Genomic DNA, 19,893 nt, shown 5'->3' on the forward strand with positions numbered 1-19,893 from the left:
CTTCGGTGACTGCGGTCGATCCTCGACCGCGCGATCACCGGCCACAAGAAGGCAGTTGCATGTCAGTCACGCACACCGGAGTAACCACCCCCGCCGCTCTCGACCCGTGCGGGGCGAAGGACCATCCCGACTGCGGCATCCGCGACGTCCTGGACCGCATCGGCGACAAGTGGTCGGTGCTCGTGATCGTGGAACTCGCCAACGGGCCGCGGCGCTTCCGCGAACTCCAGCGCGCCGTCGAGGGCATCTCCCAGCGCATGCTGACCCTGACCGTGCGGAGGCTGGAACGCGACGGCCTGGTCCTGCGCACCGTCTACGCCACCGTCCCCGCACAGGTCGACTACCGCCTGACCGGCACCGGCGCCGGCCTCACCCACCTGGTCCGGGCGCTCGCCGACTGGTCGCTCGCCCACCGCGACGGCATCGCCGAGGCACGGCAGGCGTACGACCTGGCCCACCCGGACCACGACATCCGCTGAGGACGGTGCGGGTCCCGCGCGGCCGGGCTATCGGGACCGGTCGGCCCCTTCGGCCGCCTCCGTCCCCTCGGGCTCCTCTTCTCCCGGGTGCCCGGAAGGCCGCCCCGGCGACGGTCCGCCCGCGCGACAAGACGCGACAGGAGGGGTCGTCCGTGCTGCACGACCTCCTCCGGCAGGCGCGGCCGCGCGGTCGCCCGACAGCCGGCCGACCCGATCTGGCGACACGTCAGACGGCGGTGGCGAGGTTCGACGGTCCGCCGGGGCGGCGCCGGTACGGTGACCGAATGACCGCGCCGATCATCGACCTGAAGCCGGTGCTCCGGCTAGCCGACCTGCTCGCGGCCGGACTGCGGGCGGCAGCGGCGGACCGGATCACGGAACTGCGCCCCGCCCTCGGGCCGCTGCCCGCGAACGCCGCCGACCGGCACCGGCGGGAACTGCTCCTGGACGAGGACGGGCGGCGTGCGCTGGCCGAACACGAGGAGATGGTCCGACTGCGCGCCGCGGCGGGTCGCGCCTGGTCCGAGGACCGGTGGGCCGACCTCGCCGAACTCGCCCGCCGCTACGGATCCCGTCTCAGGCTCCGCGCCGACCTGATCGAGGCGGTCGAGGCGATCGAGCGGATCGACGCCTTCCCGGCCGCGCCCGCCGGCTGAGGCACCGGCCGCGAGCCCCTGCCCCGCGCCGCACCTCCGCGGGTGTGCGGCCGCCCGGTCCCCCGCCGGACCATGGTCCCGAGGCGAACCCGGTGTCGGGCCCACCGCTCGTAGCCCCCACCGGAAGGCCCCGCCGGGCCCGCCCGCAAGGAGGTGGGTGATCGTGCCGGAGGCGACCCCCGAGGAGGGGGTGCCGCGGTGGCGGACGCGGCCGCTGTACGCGGCCGGCTTCACCACGGCCTTCGGGGCGCACGGCGTCGCCGCGAACCTGGCCGGGTTCACGGCGGAACGGCACGACTCCTGGCTGACGCTGGGCGGCCTGCTGGCGCTGTACGACGGGGCCGAGGTGCTGCTCAAGCCGCTGTTCGGTGCGCTGGCCGACCGGATCGGGGCGCGGCCGGTGCTGCCCGGCGGGCTGGTGGCCTCCGCGGTCGCGTCGGCGGTCTTCGCGCTGCGGGACAGCGCCGGGCTGCTCTGGGCGGCGCGGCTCGGCCAGGGCACCGCGGCCTCCGCCTTCTCACCCGCCGCGTCCGCACTGGTGGCGCGGCTCGACCCGCGGGCCCGGCAGGGGCGGGCGTTCGGCTCGTACGGCTTCTGGAAGAGCCTCGGCTACACCGCCGGCCCGCTGCTGGGCGGGGCGCTTGTGTGGCTGGGCGGGCTGGTGCTGCTGTTCGCGGTGACGGCGGTGCTGGCCGGCGCGGTCTCCGTGTGGGCGGCGTGGGCGGTGCCGGCGGTGGCGCCGTTGCCGCGCGCCCGGGCGACCGTGCTCGACCTGGCCCGGCAGCTGGCCGACGGCGCCTTCCTCCGACCGACGCTGGCCCTGGCCTGCGCGACGGCCGCGCTGTCCGCAGGGGTCGGCTTCCTGCCGGTGCTCGGGCACACCGCCGGCCTCGGACCGGTGGCGCCCGGGGCCACCGTGTCACTGCTGGCGCTGTGCACCGCCGTCGTCCAGCCGCGCGCGGGACTGGCGTTGGACAGCGGCCGCATCGGGGCCGCGCCGGGCATCACCGCGGGCCTGTCGGTCACCGCCGCCGGCCTGGCGCTGGCAGCCGTCCCCGGCCTGGCCGGGATGCTGCTCGCGGCGATGGCTGTCGGCGCCGGCACGGGCACCGTCACACCGCTGGCGTTCGCCTCGCTCGCCGCCGCGACGCCCGCCGAGCGGCTGGGCCGGACGATGGGCACCGCCGAACTCGGCCGGGAACTCGGCGACGCGGGCGGCCCGCTGGTCGTCGCGTCAGCCGCCGCGGCGACCACGGTGGCCGGTGGCTTCGCCGTCCTCGCCGTCCTGATCGCCCTCGCCACCCCCGCGGTCGCCCGCCGGACCGCCGGCGGACACCCACCGAACGGTTGACCGCGCCGCACGGGAACACGGCACACCCGTACGCCCGGCAGGGCGGCGGCGTGCGAACACGGCGGCGTGCGGACCACCGGAGTGCGGCCGACGCTGGGGGCAGGCAGAGGCGGCCCGGCGCCAGAGCTGCTGGCGGCCGGTGCTCGCAGGGCGACGACGGAGGGAGGCGAGTCCATGGACGGTTCCGGACCCGCGGAGCGGACCGGACGGGTGCTGGACGAGGACGGCGCGGTCGAACTCCTCGCCTATCTGGTCTGTTCCGCCCGCACCCAGCTGGACGAGGCCGCCGAGTACGCACCGCTGCGGCTGCTCACGGCGGCGGGGCGGCTCGCCGAGATGATCGAGCCGCAGGCGGACGACCGGCTGCGGGTCCTCCTCCGCGCGGTACGCCACGGGCACGCCGAGACCTCCGTCCGGGCCGGGGATCCGCAGGGCTACGTCGACCGGCTGGACGCGCTCTGCCGGACGGTGGCGGCCCACCTGCGCGACTCGCTCGACCCGGACGGGCCGACGGACGGCGGCGCCGCGTGAACGGCGGGGAGGGCGCGGGCGGCGACGGGGAGGCCGTCCTGCGGGCGATCCGCACCCGCCGCGTGGTCCGCGCACTCGCCGACACCCCGGTCGGGCCCGAGCAACTGCGAGCCGTCCTGGACAGCGCAAGGTTCGCACCGCACGCCGGGAACCGGCGCCTCCACCGGTACGTGGTCGTCACCCGGCCCGGCCTGCTGCGGGCGCTCCGCATGGTCTCCCCCGGCATGCTCCAGCGCCCGGCGGCGGCGGTCGTCGTCTGCGTCGACCGGGACCGGGTGCGCGCCTACGGCTTCCCGGAGCACAACCCCGGTCCGTACATCGACGTGGGGACGGCGGCGGCGACCATGCTGCTCGCGGCGCACGGCCTGGGGCTGGGCGCCGGGCCGGTGACCTCGTTCAGCCGGGCGGCGGTCGCCGAGCTGCTCGGGCTGCCGGACGGGGTCCGGCCCGAACTGATCGTCTGCCTCGGGCACCCCTCACCACAGCAGCCGCCGCCCGTCCACCGCCGGGGCGGACCCGCCTGGGACGACCTCGTCCGGTGGGAACGCTCCTGACCGGTCGCCCACCACCGTCCCGCCCGCGGAGCACGGGCGAACCGCTCCGTCCCGTCCCCCGAACGGCCGCACGGAGGTGCCCCGCGGGCCCGGCGCGGGCAGCGTGGCCGGGGGCGCCGGCACGGGGGCGGGCGCAGCCGCCCGGTCCCGTGTCCGGAGCCCGCCCACCGCCGGCCACCACGCGATCCGTGAAGGAGCGTCCCGTGCTCTCGGACAAGTCCAGGCCCGTCATCGTCGCCACGCTGCCCGTCGTCGCCGAGCACATCGGCGAGATCGCCAAGCGCTTCTACACCCACCTGTTCGGCGAGCATCCCGAGCTGCTGGACGGTGTCTTCAACCGCGGCAACCAGGTCCACGGCCACCAGCAGCAGGCGCTGGCAGGCTCGGTGGCCTCGTTCGCCACCACGCTCGTGGAGACGCCGGAGCGGGTGCCCGAGCAGCTGCTCCGCCGGATCGCCCACAAGCACGCCTCGCTCGGCATCAGGCCCGACCAGTACGGGGTCGTGCACGACAACCTGATGTGGGCGATCGTCGACGTCCTGGGCGACGCGGTCACCCCGGAGGTCGCCGCGGCCTGGGACGAGGTCTACTGGCTGATGGCCAACGCCCTGATCAACCAGGAACGCGGACTGTACAGCGCCCGCGGCGTCCGTCCGGAGACGGTCTGGCGGGACTGGCAGGTGATCCGGAAGGTCAGGGAGACCGCCGACGTGGTCACCTTCGTGGTCAAGCGGACCGACGACCGGCTGGTGAAGACCTCGCTGCCCGGACAGTACGTCACCGTCCGGATGCGGATGCCCGACGGGAAGCTCCAGCCGCGCCAGTACAGCCTGACCCGGGCCGACGACGGCGAGCACCGCCAGTTCTCGGTGAAGCGGGTGCGCGGCGAGGGCGGCGACCCCGACGGCGAGATGTCGGCACTGCTGCTCGACTCCGTGGAGGTCGGCGACACCCTGACGCTCTCGCTGCCCTACGGCGACGTGGTGCTGGACGACGCCGGCCGGCCGGTGGTGTTCGCCAGCGCCGGCATCGGGATCGCCCCCATGGCCGGGATGCTCTCGCACCTGGTCGCGGCCGAGTCCGGGCTGCCGGTCACGCTGCTCCACGCCGACGTCGACGACGCGTCCTTCCCGCTGCGCCGCCAGGTCGTCGGCGACGTCCTCGCCCTGAAGAACGCTCGGATGTACCTGTGGTTCGAGAAGGACGCCCAGAGCCACGAGCCGGTGGACGGGGTCTTCCACGGACTGATGGACCCGACGGCGGTCGACCTTCCGGCCGACGCCCTGTACTACCTGTGCGGGCCGCTGCCGTTCATGCAGGCCGTCCGCAGCAGCCTGATCGACCGCGGGGTGGCCCCGCACGACATCCAGTACGAGGTGTTCGGCCCCGACCTGTGGCAGGCCGACCTGGACTGAGGGTCCCTCGCCGGGGTACCGGCGGTGGTGGGCCTCCGCCCCGGGGGTCCGGTGGTTTGACCTGCGTGCGGGGCGGTATACGCGCTGTTCAGCAGGCAGCGGGCCGGAACGGACTCCCGGCCCCTGCCGGGAGGCGGCCCGGCTCCAGGCATCTCCCCGGGTCGCCTCCCTCGCCCGGCCCACAGCACGTCCCAAGGAGGCCACTGTGATCGTCCTCGGCATCATCCTGCTCATCATCGGCTTCGTCACGGGGCTCTCGTTCCTCTGGACCATCGGCATCATCCTGGTCCTCATCGGCCTCGTCCTGTGGGTCGCCGGACTGCTCGGCCACGCCGTCGGTGGCCGGCGCCACTACTACTGACGCCCTGCGGTGGTTTCCTTCCCTCACCCCCTCGGGGCAGCCTGACCCTTGAGGTCCGCCCGGCCCGGTCCGTCCTTCGTGGACGGGCCGGGCCGGCGGTCGTCGGAGCCGGCCGGGACGGGACCGGGTGCGGCCGTCAGCCGAGGTGGCGGGCGAAGAACCGCACGGTGCTGTCGAGCTCGACGGCCGGCACCTCGCCGTGCCGGCCGGGATCGGCGTGCAGGGTCTTCTCGGCCGAACCGAATGCGTCGAAGAGGGCCGGGGCGGCGGCCCGCGGCCGAGTGCGGTGGTCGCGGTGGACGTCCCCGGCCACGGCGACCGGCCGGTGGACGAGGAGTTCGACCGGATCGTGACCGGGAACCGGCCCGCGTCGAGGCGGGCGAGGACCTGGCGCAGCTCATCGCCGAGTTCCAGGCCATGGCGGCGCGCCGGCCGGATGCCTGGTGCGGGCGTCCCCGGGCCGTGCGGGGGAGGGAGGCCCGACCTGTCACGGCGTTGACGGGTCCCACCTCCTCGAATGCGCAGCGGCGCACGGCGGTGCAGAAGCCGCCACGGCCGGCCGGGCGCCGCCCCGCCCGGCGGACCTGACGGTGCACCGGTTCCCGGCTCCGGCCGCGCCGGCAGCGGCGCGGCCGGGCACGGCTCTCAGGTGGTGGAGTAGCTGAGGTCGCCGACCGTCCAGCTGTTGATCTCCTCGATGGCGATGCGGTACATGCCGCCGGTGTGGGGCAGCCCGAAGTCGCCCTGCAGGATCTTCGCCCGGTGGAGGTGGAGGTGGGTGGGCCGTGAGGGCGGCCCCTCGCCGAGCGGGGCGAAGAGTGCGGCGAAGGGCTTCAGGTGGTCCGAGGCCTGGAGCACCTCTGCCACCCGTTCCCGCCACAGCGCAACCGGCGCGAGCCGGCCGGTGATCACCGCACCGGGGACCACCACAGTCAGGGACATCTGGTTGCTGTGCTCGGACTCGACCATTGCGGCGATGTCGACGAGCAGCCCGTCAGGGTTCGGCATGAATCCCAGACTAGGACACGACCCCGCGGCCCCTCGCCCCTTCCCGGGCGGTGACCGTGGTGGCGACCGCCCTCCCGCAGGCTGCGGGGCCGGGGCGGGGCGGGGCCGGTCGGCACGGAGGGCCGGTGACCGCGGGGGCCGCGGGCGCCGACGGCGCGGTGCCGGCGAGCCGATTGCCATCCTGTGCGCCGGACGTACGGGGGCCGGCCTTTCCTGCGGGTTCGCCGGTCGGGCCGGAATCACCGTCGGTGACGGTCAGCCCGGCGAAGGGGGCCGACACGCCGCACCTGGCGGGTGACTCGATCGAAATGTCCTGCGTACGAACGGAGCACCCGGCGGTCCCAACCGTCCTGCACCCCGGGTGCATTGACGGCCCGGGCGGTCCGGGGCGGTGCCCCGGCGCGAGGGACCGGCGAAACCGGGCGTGGCTTTTACTCCCGCGACGGCTCCCGGCCTGTTAGGCTGGATTCAGTTGCAGTAGTGGTTCCCATGAACTTTGTGTGCGCCTGCTGATGTATTGCGCAGGCGCATTTTTGTTTCCCGGCTGTTCCCCGGGCGGGTGCTCATCACGGCGACGCGGAGCTCGCGCGGTGCGCGCTCCGGAAAGCCCCTTGAAGGAGAAGTTTTTATGGCTAATGGCACCGTGAAGTGGTTCAACTCGGAAAAGGGCTTCGGCTTCATCGAGCAGGAGGGTGGCGGCCCGGACGTCTTCGCCCACTACTCGAACATCAACGCCAACGGCTTCCGTGAGCTGCTCGGTGAGGGGCCCGCACCGCGCAGATGCGCGGTGCGGGCCCCTCTGCGTCGCGCCGCACTCCAGGCCCGGGCGTCCGGCCGCCCTCGATGGTGCCCACGCAGAACGTCCCGGTTCCGCAGCGGAAGTGACGGTCGGTGAGCCGGCCGGCCCGAGAGCCGGGCCTGCCCGTCAGTCGGCGGGCCGGTGGCGGGCGAGGAGGGCACGCAGGCCGTCCACGTCGTCGGTGCCGCGCTTGGGGAGGACGGTGAGGCAGGACGCGTTCTTGTCCCCGCTGAAGAGCACGAAGAGCTCATGGGTCTCGACGTGGCGCGGGGCCGCCGCCCAGGCGAGCGTCGTCGTGGAGTGCAGGTTGGCCACGGTGATCCCGGTGGAATCCGCCACGACCCGGAACTCGCCCTTGTCGGCGGTCAGCCGGTGGAACTGCCGTGCCTGCAGCCACGGCACCCCGACGAGGGCGAATGCGACGGCGAGGAGCATCGCCACGAGCGGTACGGGGACACCCTCGCCCTGCGCGAGCGAGAGCCCGCCGGCCACCACGGCGAAGGCCGCGATCAGGGGGAACAGCACCCGCTGCCGCCGGGCCGCCGCGGACACCTTCGCCCGGGCCCGCAGGGCCTGGCGGAAGTCCTCGACGGTCAGGGTGTAGGCGAGCTCCACTCGCTCCGCGCTCTGCTGGTCCACGTGCACCGCATCCCTCTCGTCCATGATCGATCAGGGATGTTAGCGCAGGGTCGTGTCCGCGCTCGCGGGGATTTCGGCGCACTGTCGGGCGGACCTGGCAGGATGCCGTGTCCGGGGCCGGCACCGGGCGACCCCGGCCGCAACCCGCATGGGACGGCGGGCTGCCGGAACGGATTCGAGGAGTGGGGTACACGTGGGGGATCTGGACGTCGTCAGGTTCGCGGACCGGTCGCAGAGCGTCGCGGTGGAGCTGGCGAACACGGCGGGCGGCGGTCCGTACGAGGGCTGGCACGAGGGCGAGATCGTGATCGAGACCGGCTTCGTCCGCACGCTGCTGCCGCTGCGCTTCACCGACGCCGACCTCGCGGACCTCGGCGGTTACCTCGCCGCCCGCGCCGCGGCCGAGGACTCCGGCGCCCTGCCCGACGGCTCGACCACCGACTGGCCGGAGGCCGGCCGCAGCGCCTACCTCCGGCTGCACGCCGCCGACCCGTTCGTGGTGGAGATCCGCGACCCGGTGCAGAGCGGGGTGACGGTGAGCGTGCCGCTGCACCTGCGCGACGGCTGGGCCGGCCGCGCCGCGGCCCGGCTCGACCGGCTGCGCACCCGGCTCGCCGACGGCGGCTGAGCCCGGGCACGGGCATCCGGTGGTGGTTCAGCGGGCCCGGCCGGTCCGGGACAGGACGGCGATCCGGGCCACGAAGACCCCGGCCACGACCCAGGTGCTGCCCCACACGGCGGCGCCGGCGAGCACCCCGGTCGCCGTGGCGGTGGCCCATCCGGCGACGACCGCCACCGCGCCGCTGATCCCGAGCACCACCAGGAGTGCGCAGAGCGTCCGCGGACTCCCCCACCAGCGGGGGCCGACGCGGTGCCGGACCAGCCTCCGGGCCAGCCGACGGTCGCGGGCGAGGTCGTCCTCGGCTTCGGCGAGCAGACGCAGTTCACGCTGAGTGAGCATGGGGCGCCTCCCGAATCGGCTCGACACGGCACATCCGGTATGGATCCTGTACCCGGTGGGCGGCGGACAATGCCGAACGGACGGCGTCCGAAGCGGCGTGTCGGCGCGCTCCGCCCGCGGGAGCGCCGATGCTGCCGCCCGGGCCGTCCAGGTCGGCGGGGTCGGCGGGGGCAGCCGGGTCGTGCGACGGGTCAGCCGGGGTTCGTCAGGTGGGCGCTCATCCAGGTGAGCGAGGCGGGCAGCAGCCGCACCCAGGTCGTGAAGTTGTGGCCGCCGGTGGCGACGAAGGCCTGGTCGACCGTCATCGGCGGATGCGCGGCGGCGGCGAAGGCCCGGGCGTCGGCATAGGTGCGGCCGTCCTGCTTGCTGTCGGCGAGCAGCACGGCCACCGGCGGCGGCGGCAGGTGCGTGAGCCGCCAGCCGAGGTCGGCCTCCGCCCGCCGGTGCCGGTTCCCGGCGAACAGGTCGCCGGTGGTCGGGTCGTGGGCGGCCGCGAAGTATCCGGACAGCGAGACCGCCGCGGAGTACACCCCGGGGTGTTCCATGCCGAGCTTGACCGCGCAGTAGCCGCCGGTGGAGTCGCCCATGATGCCGAGCGAGCCCGGCCCCGCCGCGATCCGGTAGGCGGCTCTGAGGTCCCGCGGCACGTCCGTCACGAAGTAGGTCCCGGCCTGCGGGCCGCCCGGGACGTCCTCGCACTCGCTGTCCCTGGGCATGGTCGGGGACGGCCGCATCAGGACCAGGACGGCGGGTCTCACGGCGCCGTCCTCGATCAGCCGGAGTTCGGTGGCCGGGTAGCGCAGTTTGGTCACCAGGTTCCTCGCCTCACCGGGGAATCCGGTCATCGCGACGATCGCCGGGAAGCGGGCGTCCTTGTACGCGGACCGGTAGTACTGCGGCGGGAGGTAGACGTAGCCGTCACTGGACAGACCGCTGCTCGGCCCGGGAATCCGGATCCGTTCCAGCCGGCCCACCCGGGCCGGATCCCGGCTGAAGGCGCCCTGCGCGGTGACGCCGTCGCTGCCGAGCTGCTGGACGCCGGCGCCCCGCACCCCGCCGCCTCCGCCGGTGCCGGTGCCGGTGCCGGTGCCGGTGCCGGAGTGCGAGAGCTGGACGACGACCGAGTCCTTGCTGCGGCCCAGCAGGTCGCTCCAGCTGCTGTAGAAGGCGAAGTAGTCGTTGGCCAGCAGTCCGAGCGTGCTGAGCAGCAGGATCTGGGTCAGGAGGACGGTGCCCAGCCGTGCGAACATCGCGGGCCAGCTGCGGACGGCCAGGTACGGCCAGATCCACAGCGTGCCGAGCACCGTGAGCACCGTGGTCGCGGCGACGAGCACGAGCAGCGCGCGGCCGGTCAGTCCCATGGCTCCGATCACCGCCGTCCGTACGAGCGGGCCTGCTTCCACTGTGCCCCCGGAACGGGTCCGCGGGGCACCGGCCGCGCCCGCCGCTCCCTTCGCGGCGCGAGGCGCTCTCGCCGACCGACACGAGCTTCGCCTTCGGTGACGGCGAGCCGCTGCTGGGGGAGTACCTCGGCCGGCGTGCGCGTCCCGGGCATCCGGCCTCCGTCGTGCCGCTGCTGACCTGGGGCTGCGCGATCCGGTCCCTGGTCGACCACAGCACCGCGGACGGGCGGATGTGGGGCTGGGACCCGAACGTGCGCTGCCTCGACCACGCCCTGTTCCCCGAGGACTTCACCCTGGCCGAACGGCTCTCCGGCTGGCTGGACGGTACCGGGGAACCGCCCGCGGCACCGGTCCCGGCCGACTGCCCCGGCTGCCGGGGCTGATCCACCGTCTCCGGGGGGGACGAGGTCAGGGGGGGTCGGGCATCAGGCGGGCACCGCGTCCAGGAAGGCGAGCACCCGGGGCCAGCCGGTGGCCTGGGCGGCGGCGTTGCCCGCCCGGGTGCCGCCGAGCAGGTCCACCCGGCCGCTGGTGGGATTGACGAACTGCGTGGGGGCGGAGAGGTAGGGGAAGGTGCCGACGCCGTGGCCGGCGGCCGGGTACACCAGTGCCTGCCGGGGCTTCGCGCCGGGTACGGCCGCACCGATCGCCCGCGCCCAGCCCGGCGCCGGCCAGAGCAGGTCGGCCCCGCCCGCGACGGCGAGGATCGGGCCGCTGACCCGGTCCAGCGGGATCACCTGCTGCGGTACGGGCCGGCCGTCGACCGTCCAGGCGCTGCCGCCGCCCGGCAGCCCGGGGTTGACCTGCGCCGAGGGCGAGTAGACCACGGCGCCCCGGACGAGGTCGGGGTAGTCCTGGGCGAGCAGCAGCGCGGCCTCGCTGCCGCGCGAGTACCCCATCACGACCACCGGGGCCGACGCCGCCGCGGACCGGGCGACGAGCAGCCGCGCGGCCGTCCGGAAGTACTCGAGCGGCACGTCGTGCAGGGTGGCCGGCAGCCCGGGTTCGGCGAAGTACGCGACGGCGAGCGCCGGATGGCCGTGCGAGGCGAGCAGCGCCGCCGTGTACCGCTGGCTGTCGCCGCCCTCCGAGCCGCCGAACACCAGCACCGCCGACCGTGCCCGGGTGCCCGGCGGCGGCAGGAACAGCTGGCCGTCGACGTGGTCGGTGGCCGCGGACAGCCGCTCGGTGGACACTCCGGCGGCGGTCCACTGCCGGGTGAGCGTGCGGGCGGCCGGTTCGCGGCCGTGCGCCGTGACGGTGATCCGCACGTCGAAGGAGGCCCGCTGCTCGGGGACGACCGGAAGGAATCCGGCCCGGTCGGCGGGTTGGCCGACCGGGTCCATCGACCAGAACAGCCCCATGCCGTCGGCCTCGGCGTACGACCCGCCGGCGAGCGGGACGGCCGTGTCGAGCTCCACGGTGCCGTGCCGGTCCGCGCGGTAGTCGACGTGGGCCTGCCACTGCTGCCCGCGGTAGTCGTCGGCGGACGAGGTGACGGTGACCTGCTCGCCCCCGGCGAGTCCGGTGATCCGCAGGTGCACCGGCGCGTCGGCGAGGCTGCTCACCGCGTCGACCCCGACCTCGGCGGGGCCGTCCGACTCCGCGGAGCAGCCCGCCCCCGCGAGCCCGAACACCACGGCCAGTGCCACGGCCAGTGCCACGGCCGCCGATCGCCTTGCTGCCTTCATCGGTTTCCCCCCGAACGAGTGACGACCGGTCATTGTCGGCGCCGGGCTCGGGTGTTGGTCAAGGGGGGTTGGCGGCCCGTACCGGACCGTCGGCGGGAGGGGTTCAGGGCCGGCCGGGCGGGGTGAACAGCCAGCGCGGGGCCGTGGCGGCGAGGGCCAGCGCGACGGCGGTCGAGGTGAACAGCCAGGCCGCGCCGACCCCGGTGAGGCCGTAGCCGGGCATCAGGGCCAGCGCGGACACCAGGAGCATTGCGGCGAAGGCGAGTTGGAGGCCGGTCAGGAAGACCAGGGCCTGACGGACGCGGGCGACGTGGACGGCGATGCCGAAGAGGATGTTCGGCAGTGCGGAGAGGGCCATGAGGCGCAGGACGGTGGTGCCGTGGTCGGCGTAGTCCGTGCCGAAGAGGCTGAGGATCCAGGGGGCTGCGGCGACCACGACGAGCGTGGCCGGGGCGATGAAGACGGTGGTGTGGCGGAGCATGCGGCGGGCGTGTTCGGCGAGGCGGTGGGGTTCGGCGGCGCCCTCGACGGTGAGGGACTGTCCCATGGCGTAGGCGGCCTGGTAGAGGGTGTCGGTGACCAGGTAGGCGAGGGAGTAGTAGGCGGTCTGCTCGGCGCCGAGCCGGGCGAGGACGAGGAGCGGCAGGGACTTGGAGACGGCCACCTGGCCGAGCTGGCCGGCGTAGTCCGCGGCGGCGTACCTGGCCATCCGGCGGGGCGGCGCCGGTGCCGGGAGTGCGGCGGGCGGCGGGCAGGGCGCGGGCGAACAGCACGGCGTTCGCCACCGTGACCGCCAGTGCGAGGCCGACCGCCCAGGAGAGCAGGATGCCGGCGCCGACGGCCAGCGCCGCGCACAGGGCCAGGCCGACCGCCTTCGCCACCGCGAAGACCACGTTCTCGCCCAGCACCCAGCCCGGCCGGCGCAGACCGGTGAGGGCGCCGTCCTGCAGGACGAAGACCGCGTAGCCGGCCGTCGCCAGGACGAACAGCACCGCCAAGCCCGGCTCGCGCAGCTCCGCCAGGCCGGGCGAGAGCCGCGGGGCCAGCAGGACGAACCCCACCGCCACGGCGGCGGCGGCCGCGGTGGCGACCGTGTAGCAGCGCACGACCAGCCACCGGCCCCGCTCCCCCGCCGTCGGCAGGAACCGCACCAGCACGTCGCCGAGGTTGAGCGAGCCGAGCGTCGCGAGCAGCATCGCGGCGGAGAGCAGGGCGTGGCTGCGGCCGACCTCCTCGGTGCTGAACCACCTCGCCGCCAGCAGCCAGAACAGGGCGCCGAGGCCGGCCGCCAGGACGGCGCTGGCGGCCAGGATCCGCCCGTTGCGCACCAGCGCCGTCCCGGCCGCGGGCCCGGTTCCGCTCTGCAGACGCTGCCTCACCCGGAGGAGCGCGACGCCGAACCGCTCCCTCATGCCGGCCCTCCTTCTCCCGGGGCCGGTTGTCCCGGGGCCGGCCGGGCCGGGCAGGCCGCGCTCCGGGCGAGCACGACCCGATCGGAGTGAGTGCCCTGCGCGGGGCAGCACGGCGGGACGGGAACCGGGGTCGGTGGAGCGAAGAGTTGAGACATGGACAAACCGTGCCAGACACGGGCTTTCCCACCCGGGATCACGCGCTGCCCGGGGCGGGAGAGCGGAGACGGCGGCGCCGGCGGCACCCTGACGGCCCGGCCGGCGGATCGGCGCGCGCGGATCCCTCCTGCCCGGTCGGGGCAGTGGCAGGACCCGCCGGCCCGCTTCGGGGTGGGGCGACTCCCGGTGGCGCGGGTTCAGTGACGGGCGAGCGGGGCCGGGGCGGCGTGCGACGTGTGCCGGGCGGGGCGGATATCGGGCCAGGACGGGAGCCGGAGGTCGGCCCGGACCGTCTTGCCGTTGCCGCTCCGGACTCAGCCCCAGGCGGTGGCGACGCGGTCGACGACACGCAGGCCGTGGCCCTTCAGGGCCACGGGGCGGTAGGGCACCAGCAGGTGTGCGGGCGCCGCGCTCGCGTCGGTGACGGCGACCCGCAGCCGGCCGCCGTGCCGGGCCACTTCGAGGGCGAGCGGTCCACCGGCGTGCTCGGCGGCGTTCGCCGGCGGTTCGGCCGCCGTCAGCACGGCCTCCTCGCCGGCAGGACGGTCGGACGGCGGCGTCCTGCCAGGTCCAGGGGCCGAGTTCCCAGGTGCCGGCCGCGAGGTCCTGCACCACGCCGGTGCGCGCGGCGGTGTCGCCGGTGCGCACGGCGGTGGTCCAGGAGGTCGGTGCGAGCGAGCGCACGCCGGGCCGGTGGGCGAGGTGGAGCACGGTGCCGGTGTCGGCGATCGCCCGGTAGGGCTGCGCCGACCACACCCGCCCGTGGTGGACGTCGCGGCGGACGACCGTGGCGCCGGGCCCGAACCGGGTGCCCGGCACGACGGGTGCGGTCATCCGCGGCCCCAGGACCGGCAGGCGGGCTCGTGCCAGGTGGTGCGGACGACGGTGCCGCCCTGGGAGATGCGTTCGCTCGACCAGGTGCGGCAGCAGGCGCGGGCGACGGCGACCCGGCCCGGGGCCGGAAGCCGTTCGCCGCAGGCGGGGGCGGTGGGGACGGCCGCGGAGGGGGAGGCCGGACGGCGGCGGGGGCGGCGGGGGCGCCTCGGTGAGGGTGTCGTCATGCCGCAGGCTTTGCCCGCCCTGGCGGTCCGACGAACCTCCGTGTCACTCGAACGGAGCAGTGAACCGCTCCCGGCCCGGCGTCGGCGGGCTGCCGTGGTACCCGGTCCGGCGCCCTGCCGGGTCTCGCCGTGCTGCACGACCGACGGGCCGCGGTCCCACCTGCACCGGCGGGCGGCGCAGCGGTGTCCGGCCCGCTGTGCACGCGGGCCGGACACCGGTGGTTCGGGTCGGTCAGTCCTCGGTCCCGCGGTGGCCGCGGCCGAGGCGGCGCAGGTCGATGGACCAGATGCCGCGGCCGTGGGTGGCGGCGTAGAGCTGCCCGTCGGGGCCGGTCCTCAGCTGCATCACGGTGGTGGTGGGCAGGTCCTCGCCGATGACCCGCCAGTCCTTCGCCCCCGGGGCGCGGTGGAAGGCGGCGAGGTCGGTACCGAGGACGAGGCCGCCGTCCGGCAGCAGGCGGAGCGAGTTCGCGGGTACGTCGGGGAGGTTCGCGGAGAGGTCCGTCCAGGTGGTGCCGCCGTCCCGGCTCTCGAAGACGTGGCCGACGCCGGCGCCGGGGCCTTCCGTCCAGGCCCGGGAGAAGCCGCTGAAGGCGACGTACACGTGCTGGGCGTCGGCCGGGTCGACGGCGAGGGAGGAGACGTACCGGTTGGGCAGGGCGCCGTCGACGGGCAGGGCGAGCTGGTGCCAGCCGGTGCCGTCGGCCTTGCCGGTGGCGATGCCGCGGGTGAAGCCCTGGTTGTTGCAGGGGCCGCACCAGCCGGCGTAGACGGTGCCGCCGGAGGAGGCGACGGCGGTGGCGACGTGGCCGGCGCCGAGGTCGTAGGCGGCGCTCCACTCGTCGCCGCTGCGGATCGCGAAGCCCTTGTTCTGGACCCAGACGTGGCGGCCGCCGGCGATCCAGCTGTCGCCGTTCTTGTCGTCGGTGGTGATCGGCGCGATGAAGCGGGCGCCGGCGCCGCCGAGTGCGCTGTCGGGCGGGGCGACGGACCAGCTGGTGGCCTTGGTCGGGTCGGTCGTCCAGGAGCCGTCGTTGACGGCGCAGTTCTGGGTGACGGCGATGGCGAGGTAGACGTACTCCTCGGCGATGTTGCAGCCATTCCGCGGGTCGACGAGGGTGTCCGCGCCGTCGCCGCCGAAGTCGGAGCCCATCACCCGGTCGCGGGCGCGGAGCACCGACTCGCCGTTGTCCTGCAGGCCGCCGCTGACGACGACGCCGTGGCCGGCGGGGTCGGTGCCGACGCCCACCGAGTAGTACTGGAGGGTGTCGATGGTGCCGTCGTTGAGGGACTTCCAGTCCTTGGCGTGGCCGCCGGCGTCGAGCGCGCCCTTGAGCGGGCGGCTGTAGATGCCGCCGTCGTTGCCGACGTACACGCTCGTCCTGCCGTGGTTGCTGCCGATGGCGACGGCGTGCTGGTCGGAGTGGGTGGTGGGCGAGCAGTCGCCGGTCTGCCGGGCCGGGTCGATCGACCAGCAGGCGAAGCCGAAGTTCCAGTACGGGCCGGGCGTGGTCCAGGTGCTGCCGCCGTCGGTGGTCTCGAAGACCTCCTCCAGGCCGAGGTAGACGTGGTCGGCGTCGGTGGGGTCGACCTGGAGGAACTGGTTGTACCAGGACTGGATGCCGGGCTGGTAGCCGTCGTCCTGGAGCGCCGAGCCGGAGCCCTTGAGCCTGTCCTTGTCGGCGATCGGCGTCCACGGGCCGAACGGCGAGCCGGACCGGGAGACGTACACGCCCTGCAGGCCGCTGTCCGGGTCGGTGGCCTGCTTGGTCGGCGACTGCTCGATCGCGTAGTAGCGCGAGCCGTCCTTCGAGCGGGCGAAGGTCACGTTGCCGACGTCCCCGGCGCCGGAGGGCAGGTCGCCGAGCGCACCGACCCGCTGCCAGCTGCCGTCGGCCGCCCTGGCGTAGAAGCCGTTGTAGGTGTCGCCGCTGCGCCAGCCGATCGCGAGCAGGACCTTCGACGGGTCCTTCGGGTCGACGGCGATGTCGTTGGCGATGTTCTTGTAGGGGGCGCTCGGGTCCTCGGCGTCGGCGCCGCCGGGCAGGTAGCTCGGGTTGGGGGCGAACTCGAGGGTCCACGGTCCGCGCAGGTCGGTGGTGGAGTGGCTCCACACGCCGCGGCTGGTGGCGGCCCACACCTTGCTGTCGGCGAAGCGCAGGGCGTGGACGGTGGTCGACTCCAGCTCGGGGCCGCCGACCCGGTCGCCGGGCCGGAACTCGCCGTGCTTCGGGTCGGCGAGGACGTACACGCCGGTGCCGACGTACGAGGTGGCGCCGGTGTTGGACTCGCCGGTGGCGTACCAGAGCCGGCCCGAGCCGTCGAGGTCGAGCGCGCCCGTGGAGAGCGAGGGCAGCCGGTCGGAGACGGCCTCCCAGTGGCCGCCGGCGGTGCGGGAGCGGAAGACGCCGCCGTTGGCTCCGCCCGCGTACACGTAGCCGTCGTCGTCGGCGGCGATGCCGGTGATCCGGCCGGTGACCCTGCCGGAGCCGCCGCTGGAGTTGGAGCTGACGTCGCGGTAGCGCGGGTCGTCGGCGTCGTACGCCCTGTCGGTGACGTGGTCCCAGGAGCCGGCGGTGTGCGGCATCGACTGCAGCCGGGCCCAGGCGGCGCCGTACGCGCCGGGGGCGACGACGCCGGGGGCGGTGCGGGCCTCGGTGAACTGCTCGGTGGCCTCGGCGGAGTTCTCGGCCTCGTCGCCCTCGTCCTCACCGCCGCCCTCGGCCCTGACGGCGGAGAGCGGGCCCGGCCGGCCCGCCTCGGTCTTCGCGGCGTGCTGCCGGGCGAGGTCGGCGAGGTGACGCGCCGGCCGGGGACGCGGGGCGTGGGCGGGAGCGGCGACGGCCTGGCCGGTGGTCAGGCCGAGTGCGGTCAGTATGACGGCACACAGGAGCGGTTGGCGTCGTTGCCTGTTGGGCACGGTGCGGTTTCCTCCCGGGATGGCCGGGCGCCGGTCTCGCGCCTCGGCGAAGGGTCGGTCGAAGCCTTCCGGTCGCACCGTGCGGCGTGAAGGCGCCGGGATGTAATGAATCGTCAAAATCCAAAACGGTGAATACATCCATGCATACCGGAAAGCCCCGCCGTCCCGGCCGAGGCCGGGCGCGGGGCGTCGGAGCCCGATGGTGGTGACCGGAGGAGCGGGGCGACGGCGGGAGCGTGCCGCGGAGGCGAGCGGCCGTCAGCAGCGGTCGGGGCGATGGCCTTTCCGGCTACCGGGTCGGGCGGTGTTGCAGGTCGACCGGGTTCTCCGGGTCACCGGTCGGCGCGGTCGTGCGGAGGGGCGCAGCGGGACGGGACACCGGAGCGGTCGGTGCGCTCACGGCGCCGGACGGAGCCGGGGCCGGGGCGTCCGGCGCCGGGGTGGCGGCGGGATCCGTCCCGACGGGGCGGGAGGGGTCCGTTGCGGCGGAGGACGGCGGGAGCGGTCGTCCGGCGGGGCCGTGGGTGGGCCCGCAGCCCGCCGCCGCACCGCCGAGCACGAGGAGCAGGGCCGCCGTCGCGCGCGCTGCCTTCCGTCCGGGCATTCCCCGGGCCTCCCGACGTCGATGCCGCTGTGCGTCTTGGACGGTCCGCCCGGCCCGCCGGTTCCCGGGGTCCGTTGCCGGATCGGGGGGCGCCGCCCTGGACGCGACGCACATCGCACGGCGCCGGGCCGGCGAGGCTGCCGCGGTACGGCACGGCACGGCCGAGCGGATCGCCGTGCACAAGCAGGCCCGGCGGGCTTGCGGGGCCGCTTCGGGGCGAGGACGTGCGCCCGGTGGCCGACGCTTCGGCGCGCCTGGTGGATGCGGGGCGGGGGCTGTGGCAGATGGTGAGAGGTCCGGCCGACCGCCCGAGGAGCTCCGATGCGACCACCCGTTCCCGATGACGTGCCCAAGCGCCGGCCGTGGCAGGTTCTGCTGTGGACGCTCCTGCCGGTGGCCGTCACGCTGGGCCTCTACTGGTACGGCCGTGCGCTCACGCCCGACTACACCAGCAGCCTCTTCGGCGAGCAGGGCAACGACGCCACCCGGCTGAAGTCCCAGCTGGGCAGCGCGCTGTTCGCCCTGGCGCTCGTCCAGCTGCTGCTCGCGCTGTGGATCTACGGACGGCTGCCGGGGGCGCCCAGCCCGGCCCCGCGACGCGTCCCGACCGCGCACCGGCTGGGCGGGCTGATCGCCTTCCTCCTCTCGCTGCCGATCGCCCAGCACTGCCTGGTCACCTACGGCGTGCAGCTGAGCAGCCCCCGGGTGGCGCTGCACTCGATCACCGGGTGCGTGCTGTACGGCGCGTTCGTCGCGAAGGTGATCGTGGTGCGGCACCGCCGGCTGCCCGGCTGGGCGCTGCCGCTCGCCGGCGGCGTGCTGGTCTGCGCGATCGGCGTGCTGTGGTACACCGGCGCGCTCTGGTACCTCAACGGCTACCAGGCGCCCGGCCTGTGATCGCCGGCGGGTCGCGGCCCGGTTGCCCCGGGCGCGGGTGAACGCCGGAGCCCTCCGCCACGTACTGGAGGGTGCACGGTCCGCCCGGCCGCCGTACCGGGGCCGGGCGGCCGGCCGAAAGGAGGGACGACCATGCGACGTCTCGTCTGGGCGGCCGCGATCCTGCCCGCCCTCGCTCTGGGAGCAGCCGCCTGCGGAAGCAGCGGCGGCGGCTCGAAGGCCTCCACGGCACCGGCGAACGCCTACCCGCCGGCTGCCTCCGCCCCGGCGTCCGGGTCCACGATGCCGGGCCAGTCCGGCGCCACGGGCGCCCTCGTCGTGGTGCACGACTCGAAGGTCGGGAAGATCCTGACCGACAACCAGGGACGCACGCTGTACCTGTTCGAGAAGGACAGCCCCACGATGTCCGCCTGCGACGGTGCCTGCGCCGCCGCGTGGCCGCCGCTGACCACCACGGGCGCACCCCAGCCGGGCACCGGGGTCAGTGCCGCCGACCTCGGCACCATCACCCGGTCCGACCACAGCACCGAGGTCACCTACCACGGCCACCCGCTCTACTACTACGCGGGCGACCACCAGGCCGGCGACACCAACGGCGAGGGCTCCACCGCCTTCGGCGCGGGCTGGTACGTGCTCAACCCCAGCGGCAACAAGATCGACAACAGCTGAGCCCGGCGCCGGTCCCCGCGGACCGGGCCGGGAACGGCGGGGCGGCGACGGCCGCCCACGGCCGGGTCAGCGGGGCGACGGGTGCAGGATCTCCTTCACGATCCCCTCGGTGCCCGACATGGCCGTGGTAGGCCGCCCAGCCCGCCACGGTCAGGGCGCTGAACAGGAACCAGCCGCCCGGTGCCGCATCGCTGCCCTCGGGGGCCGGCGACCGCAGCATGTCCCTCGCGATGTGTCCCACCCCGGCCACGGCGTGTGCGGCGCCGGCCAGCGCCATGCCGGTGACACCAATGGTGAGCCACCCGACCCGGCCGATCTCGTCCATC

At 75.1% G+C, this 19,893-nt stretch carries 21 protein-coding genes and 3 pseudogenes; 13 read left to right on the plus strand and 11 right to left on the minus strand.

All coding sequences use genetic code 11. The features are described from left to right. Positions 1-59: 59 nt before the first annotated feature. The 7 genes from IE98_RS0128525 (at position 60) to IE98_RS50205 (ending at position 5,347) form a co-directional block, all read left to right on the plus strand. Positions 60-479 carry a winged helix-turn-helix transcriptional regulator gene (locus IE98_RS0128525; RefSeq protein WP_030273831.1) on the plus strand — a complete coding sequence of 140 codons (420 nt, stop codon included), beginning with the start codon at positions 60-62 and terminating at the stop codon, positions 477-479. A gap of 284 nt (positions 480-763) precedes the next feature. Then, complete coding sequence (locus IE98_RS0128530; protein WP_030273832.1) at positions 764-1,135, plus strand: hypothetical protein; 372 nt, start codon at positions 764-766, stop codon at positions 1,133-1,135. A 160-nt stretch (positions 1,136-1,295) separates the two neighbouring features. Beyond that, on the plus strand, positions 1,296-2,486 hold the full coding sequence (locus IE98_RS0128535) for an MFS transporter (RefSeq protein WP_234443718.1): 1,191 nt from the start codon (positions 1,296-1,298) through the stop codon (positions 2,484-2,486). 174 nt (positions 2,487-2,660) lie between these two features. Continuing rightward, complete coding sequence (locus IE98_RS49490) at positions 2,661-3,017, plus strand: DUF6092 family protein (protein ID WP_030273835.1); 357 nt, start codon at positions 2,661-2,663, stop codon at positions 3,015-3,017. Then, positions 3,014-3,571 carry a nitroreductase family protein gene (locus tag IE98_RS49495; protein WP_052391079.1) on the plus strand — a complete coding sequence of 186 codons (558 nt, stop codon included), beginning with the start codon at positions 3,014-3,016 and terminating at the stop codon, positions 3,569-3,571. Before IE98_RS49490 ends, IE98_RS49495 begins: the two co-directional genes overlap by 4 nt. A 203-nt stretch (positions 3,572-3,774) precedes the next feature. After that, positions 3,775-4,986: a globin domain-containing protein gene (locus tag IE98_RS0128550; RefSeq protein WP_030273839.1), complete on the plus strand. Its 1,212-nt coding sequence runs from the start codon at positions 3,775-3,777 to the stop codon at positions 4,984-4,986. Positions 4,987-5,191: 205 nt separating this feature from the next. Then, positions 5,192-5,347 carry a DUF6131 family protein gene (locus IE98_RS50205; RefSeq protein ID WP_199922981.1) on the plus strand — a complete coding sequence of 52 codons (156 nt, stop codon included), beginning with the start codon at positions 5,192-5,194 and terminating at the stop codon, positions 5,345-5,347. 136 nt (positions 5,348-5,483) lie between these two features. On the opposite strand, the pseudogene IE98_RS46880 reads toward IE98_RS50205, so the two are convergent. Further along, positions 5,484-5,630: pseudogene (locus IE98_RS46880) on the minus strand (alpha/beta hydrolase); the annotation flags it as partial. Between IE98_RS46880 and IE98_RS51210 the strand changes: the two are divergent. Further along, positions 5,565-5,779: pseudogene (locus tag IE98_RS51210) on the plus strand (alpha/beta hydrolase); the annotation flags it as partial. The pseudogenes IE98_RS46880 and IE98_RS51210 sit on opposite strands and share 66 nt — an antisense overlap. 213 nt (positions 5,780-5,992) lie before the next feature. Here the strand turns inward: IE98_RS51210 and IE98_RS0128565 are convergent. Continuing rightward, positions 5,993-6,355, minus strand: a complete 363-nt coding sequence (locus IE98_RS0128565; RefSeq protein ID WP_030273841.1) for a hypothetical protein — start codon at positions 6,353-6,355, stop codon at positions 5,993-5,995. A gap of 628 nt (positions 6,356-6,983) precedes the next feature. On the opposite strand from IE98_RS0128565, the pseudogene IE98_RS52320 reads away from it, so the two are divergent. Next, positions 6,984-7,109: pseudogene (locus IE98_RS52320) on the plus strand (cold-shock protein); the annotation flags it as partial. Positions 7,110-7,280: 171 nt separating this feature from the next. On the opposite strand, the gene IE98_RS0128570 reads toward IE98_RS52320, so the two are convergent. Beyond that, the gene (locus IE98_RS0128570) at positions 7,281-7,817 is read right to left on the minus strand and encodes a hypothetical protein (protein WP_063749019.1); all 537 of its coding nucleotides are present in this window, start codon (positions 7,815-7,817) and stop codon (positions 7,281-7,283) included. Positions 7,818-7,986: 169 nt separating this feature from the next. On the opposite strand from IE98_RS0128570, the gene IE98_RS0128575 reads away from it, so the two are divergent. Further along, the gene (locus tag IE98_RS0128575; RefSeq protein ID WP_052391081.1) at positions 7,987-8,421 is read left to right on the plus strand and encodes a DUF5959 family protein; all 435 of its coding nucleotides are present in this window, start codon (positions 7,987-7,989) and stop codon (positions 8,419-8,421) included. Between the two features lie 27 nt (positions 8,422-8,448). Here IE98_RS0128575 and IE98_RS0128580 read toward each other — a convergent pair whose 3' ends face one another. Then, positions 8,449-8,754, minus strand: a complete 306-nt coding sequence (locus IE98_RS0128580) for a DUF3040 domain-containing protein (RefSeq protein ID WP_030273847.1) — start codon at positions 8,752-8,754, stop codon at positions 8,449-8,451. A 191-nt stretch (positions 8,755-8,945) separates the two neighbouring features. Next, a complete protein-coding gene (locus tag IE98_RS0128585; RefSeq protein ID WP_030273849.1) occupies positions 8,946-10,115 on the minus strand; it encodes an alpha/beta hydrolase in 1,170 nt (389 codons plus the stop codon). A 206-nt stretch (positions 10,116-10,321) separates the two neighbouring features. On the opposite strand from IE98_RS0128585, the gene IE98_RS0128590 reads away from it, so the two are divergent. Then, complete coding sequence (locus tag IE98_RS0128590; RefSeq protein WP_030273851.1) at positions 10,322-10,540, plus strand: hypothetical protein; 219 nt, start codon at positions 10,322-10,324, stop codon at positions 10,538-10,540. A gap of 42 nt (positions 10,541-10,582) precedes the next feature. Here IE98_RS0128590 and IE98_RS0128595 read toward each other — a convergent pair whose 3' ends face one another. From IE98_RS0128595 to IE98_RS0128625, 5 genes are all read right to left on the minus strand, one after another. Further along, positions 10,583-11,821 (minus strand): acyl-CoA thioesterase/BAAT N-terminal domain-containing protein, encoded by a 1,239-nt coding sequence (locus tag IE98_RS0128595; protein ID WP_234443710.1) that lies wholly within the window; start codon positions 11,819-11,821, stop codon positions 10,583-10,585. Between the two features lie 130 nt (positions 11,822-11,951). Further along, positions 11,952-12,557, minus strand: coding sequence for a lipopolysaccharide biosynthesis protein (locus tag IE98_RS0128600; protein WP_030273855.1), 606 nt, complete (start codon positions 12,555-12,557; stop codon positions 11,952-11,954). Positions 12,558-13,730: 1,173 nt separating this feature from the next. Then, positions 13,731-13,940 carry a hypothetical protein gene (locus tag IE98_RS43240; RefSeq protein ID WP_052391082.1) on the minus strand — a complete coding sequence of 70 codons (210 nt, stop codon included), beginning with the start codon at positions 13,938-13,940 and terminating at the stop codon, positions 13,731-13,733. Positions 13,941-14,246: 306 nt separating this feature from the next. Next, a complete protein-coding gene (locus IE98_RS49500) occupies positions 14,247-14,477 on the minus strand; it encodes a hypothetical protein (RefSeq protein ID WP_030273861.1) in 231 nt (76 codons plus the stop codon). Positions 14,478-14,709: 232 nt separating this feature from the next. After that, positions 14,710-17,397, minus strand: a complete 2,688-nt coding sequence (locus tag IE98_RS0128625; protein WP_030273863.1) for a hypothetical protein — start codon at positions 17,395-17,397, stop codon at positions 14,710-14,712. A 925-nt stretch (positions 17,398-18,322) separates the two neighbouring features. Between IE98_RS0128625 and IE98_RS0128635 the strand changes: the two genes are divergently transcribed. Further along, on the plus strand, positions 18,323-18,898 hold the full coding sequence (locus IE98_RS0128635; RefSeq protein WP_234443711.1) for a DUF6529 family protein: 576 nt from the start codon (positions 18,323-18,325) through the stop codon (positions 18,896-18,898). Positions 18,899-19,030: 132 nt separating this feature from the next. Further along, positions 19,031-19,567, plus strand: coding sequence for a hypothetical protein (locus IE98_RS0128640; RefSeq protein ID WP_030273868.1), 537 nt, complete (start codon positions 19,031-19,033; stop codon positions 19,565-19,567). On the opposite strand, the gene IE98_RS49505 is transcribed toward IE98_RS0128640, so the two are convergent. Continuing rightward, entirely contained in the window at positions 19,533-19,892 is a 360-nt protein-coding gene (locus IE98_RS49505; protein WP_159401101.1) for a hypothetical protein, read from the minus strand. The two genes, IE98_RS0128640 and IE98_RS49505, sit on opposite strands and share 35 nt — an antisense overlap. Between the last annotated feature and the right edge of the window lies 1 nt (position 19,893).

Source organism: Streptomyces sp. NRRL B-24484 (assembly GCF_000717715.1).
Classification (GTDB): Bacteria; Actinomycetota; Actinomycetes; order Streptomycetales; family Streptomycetaceae; genus Kitasatospora.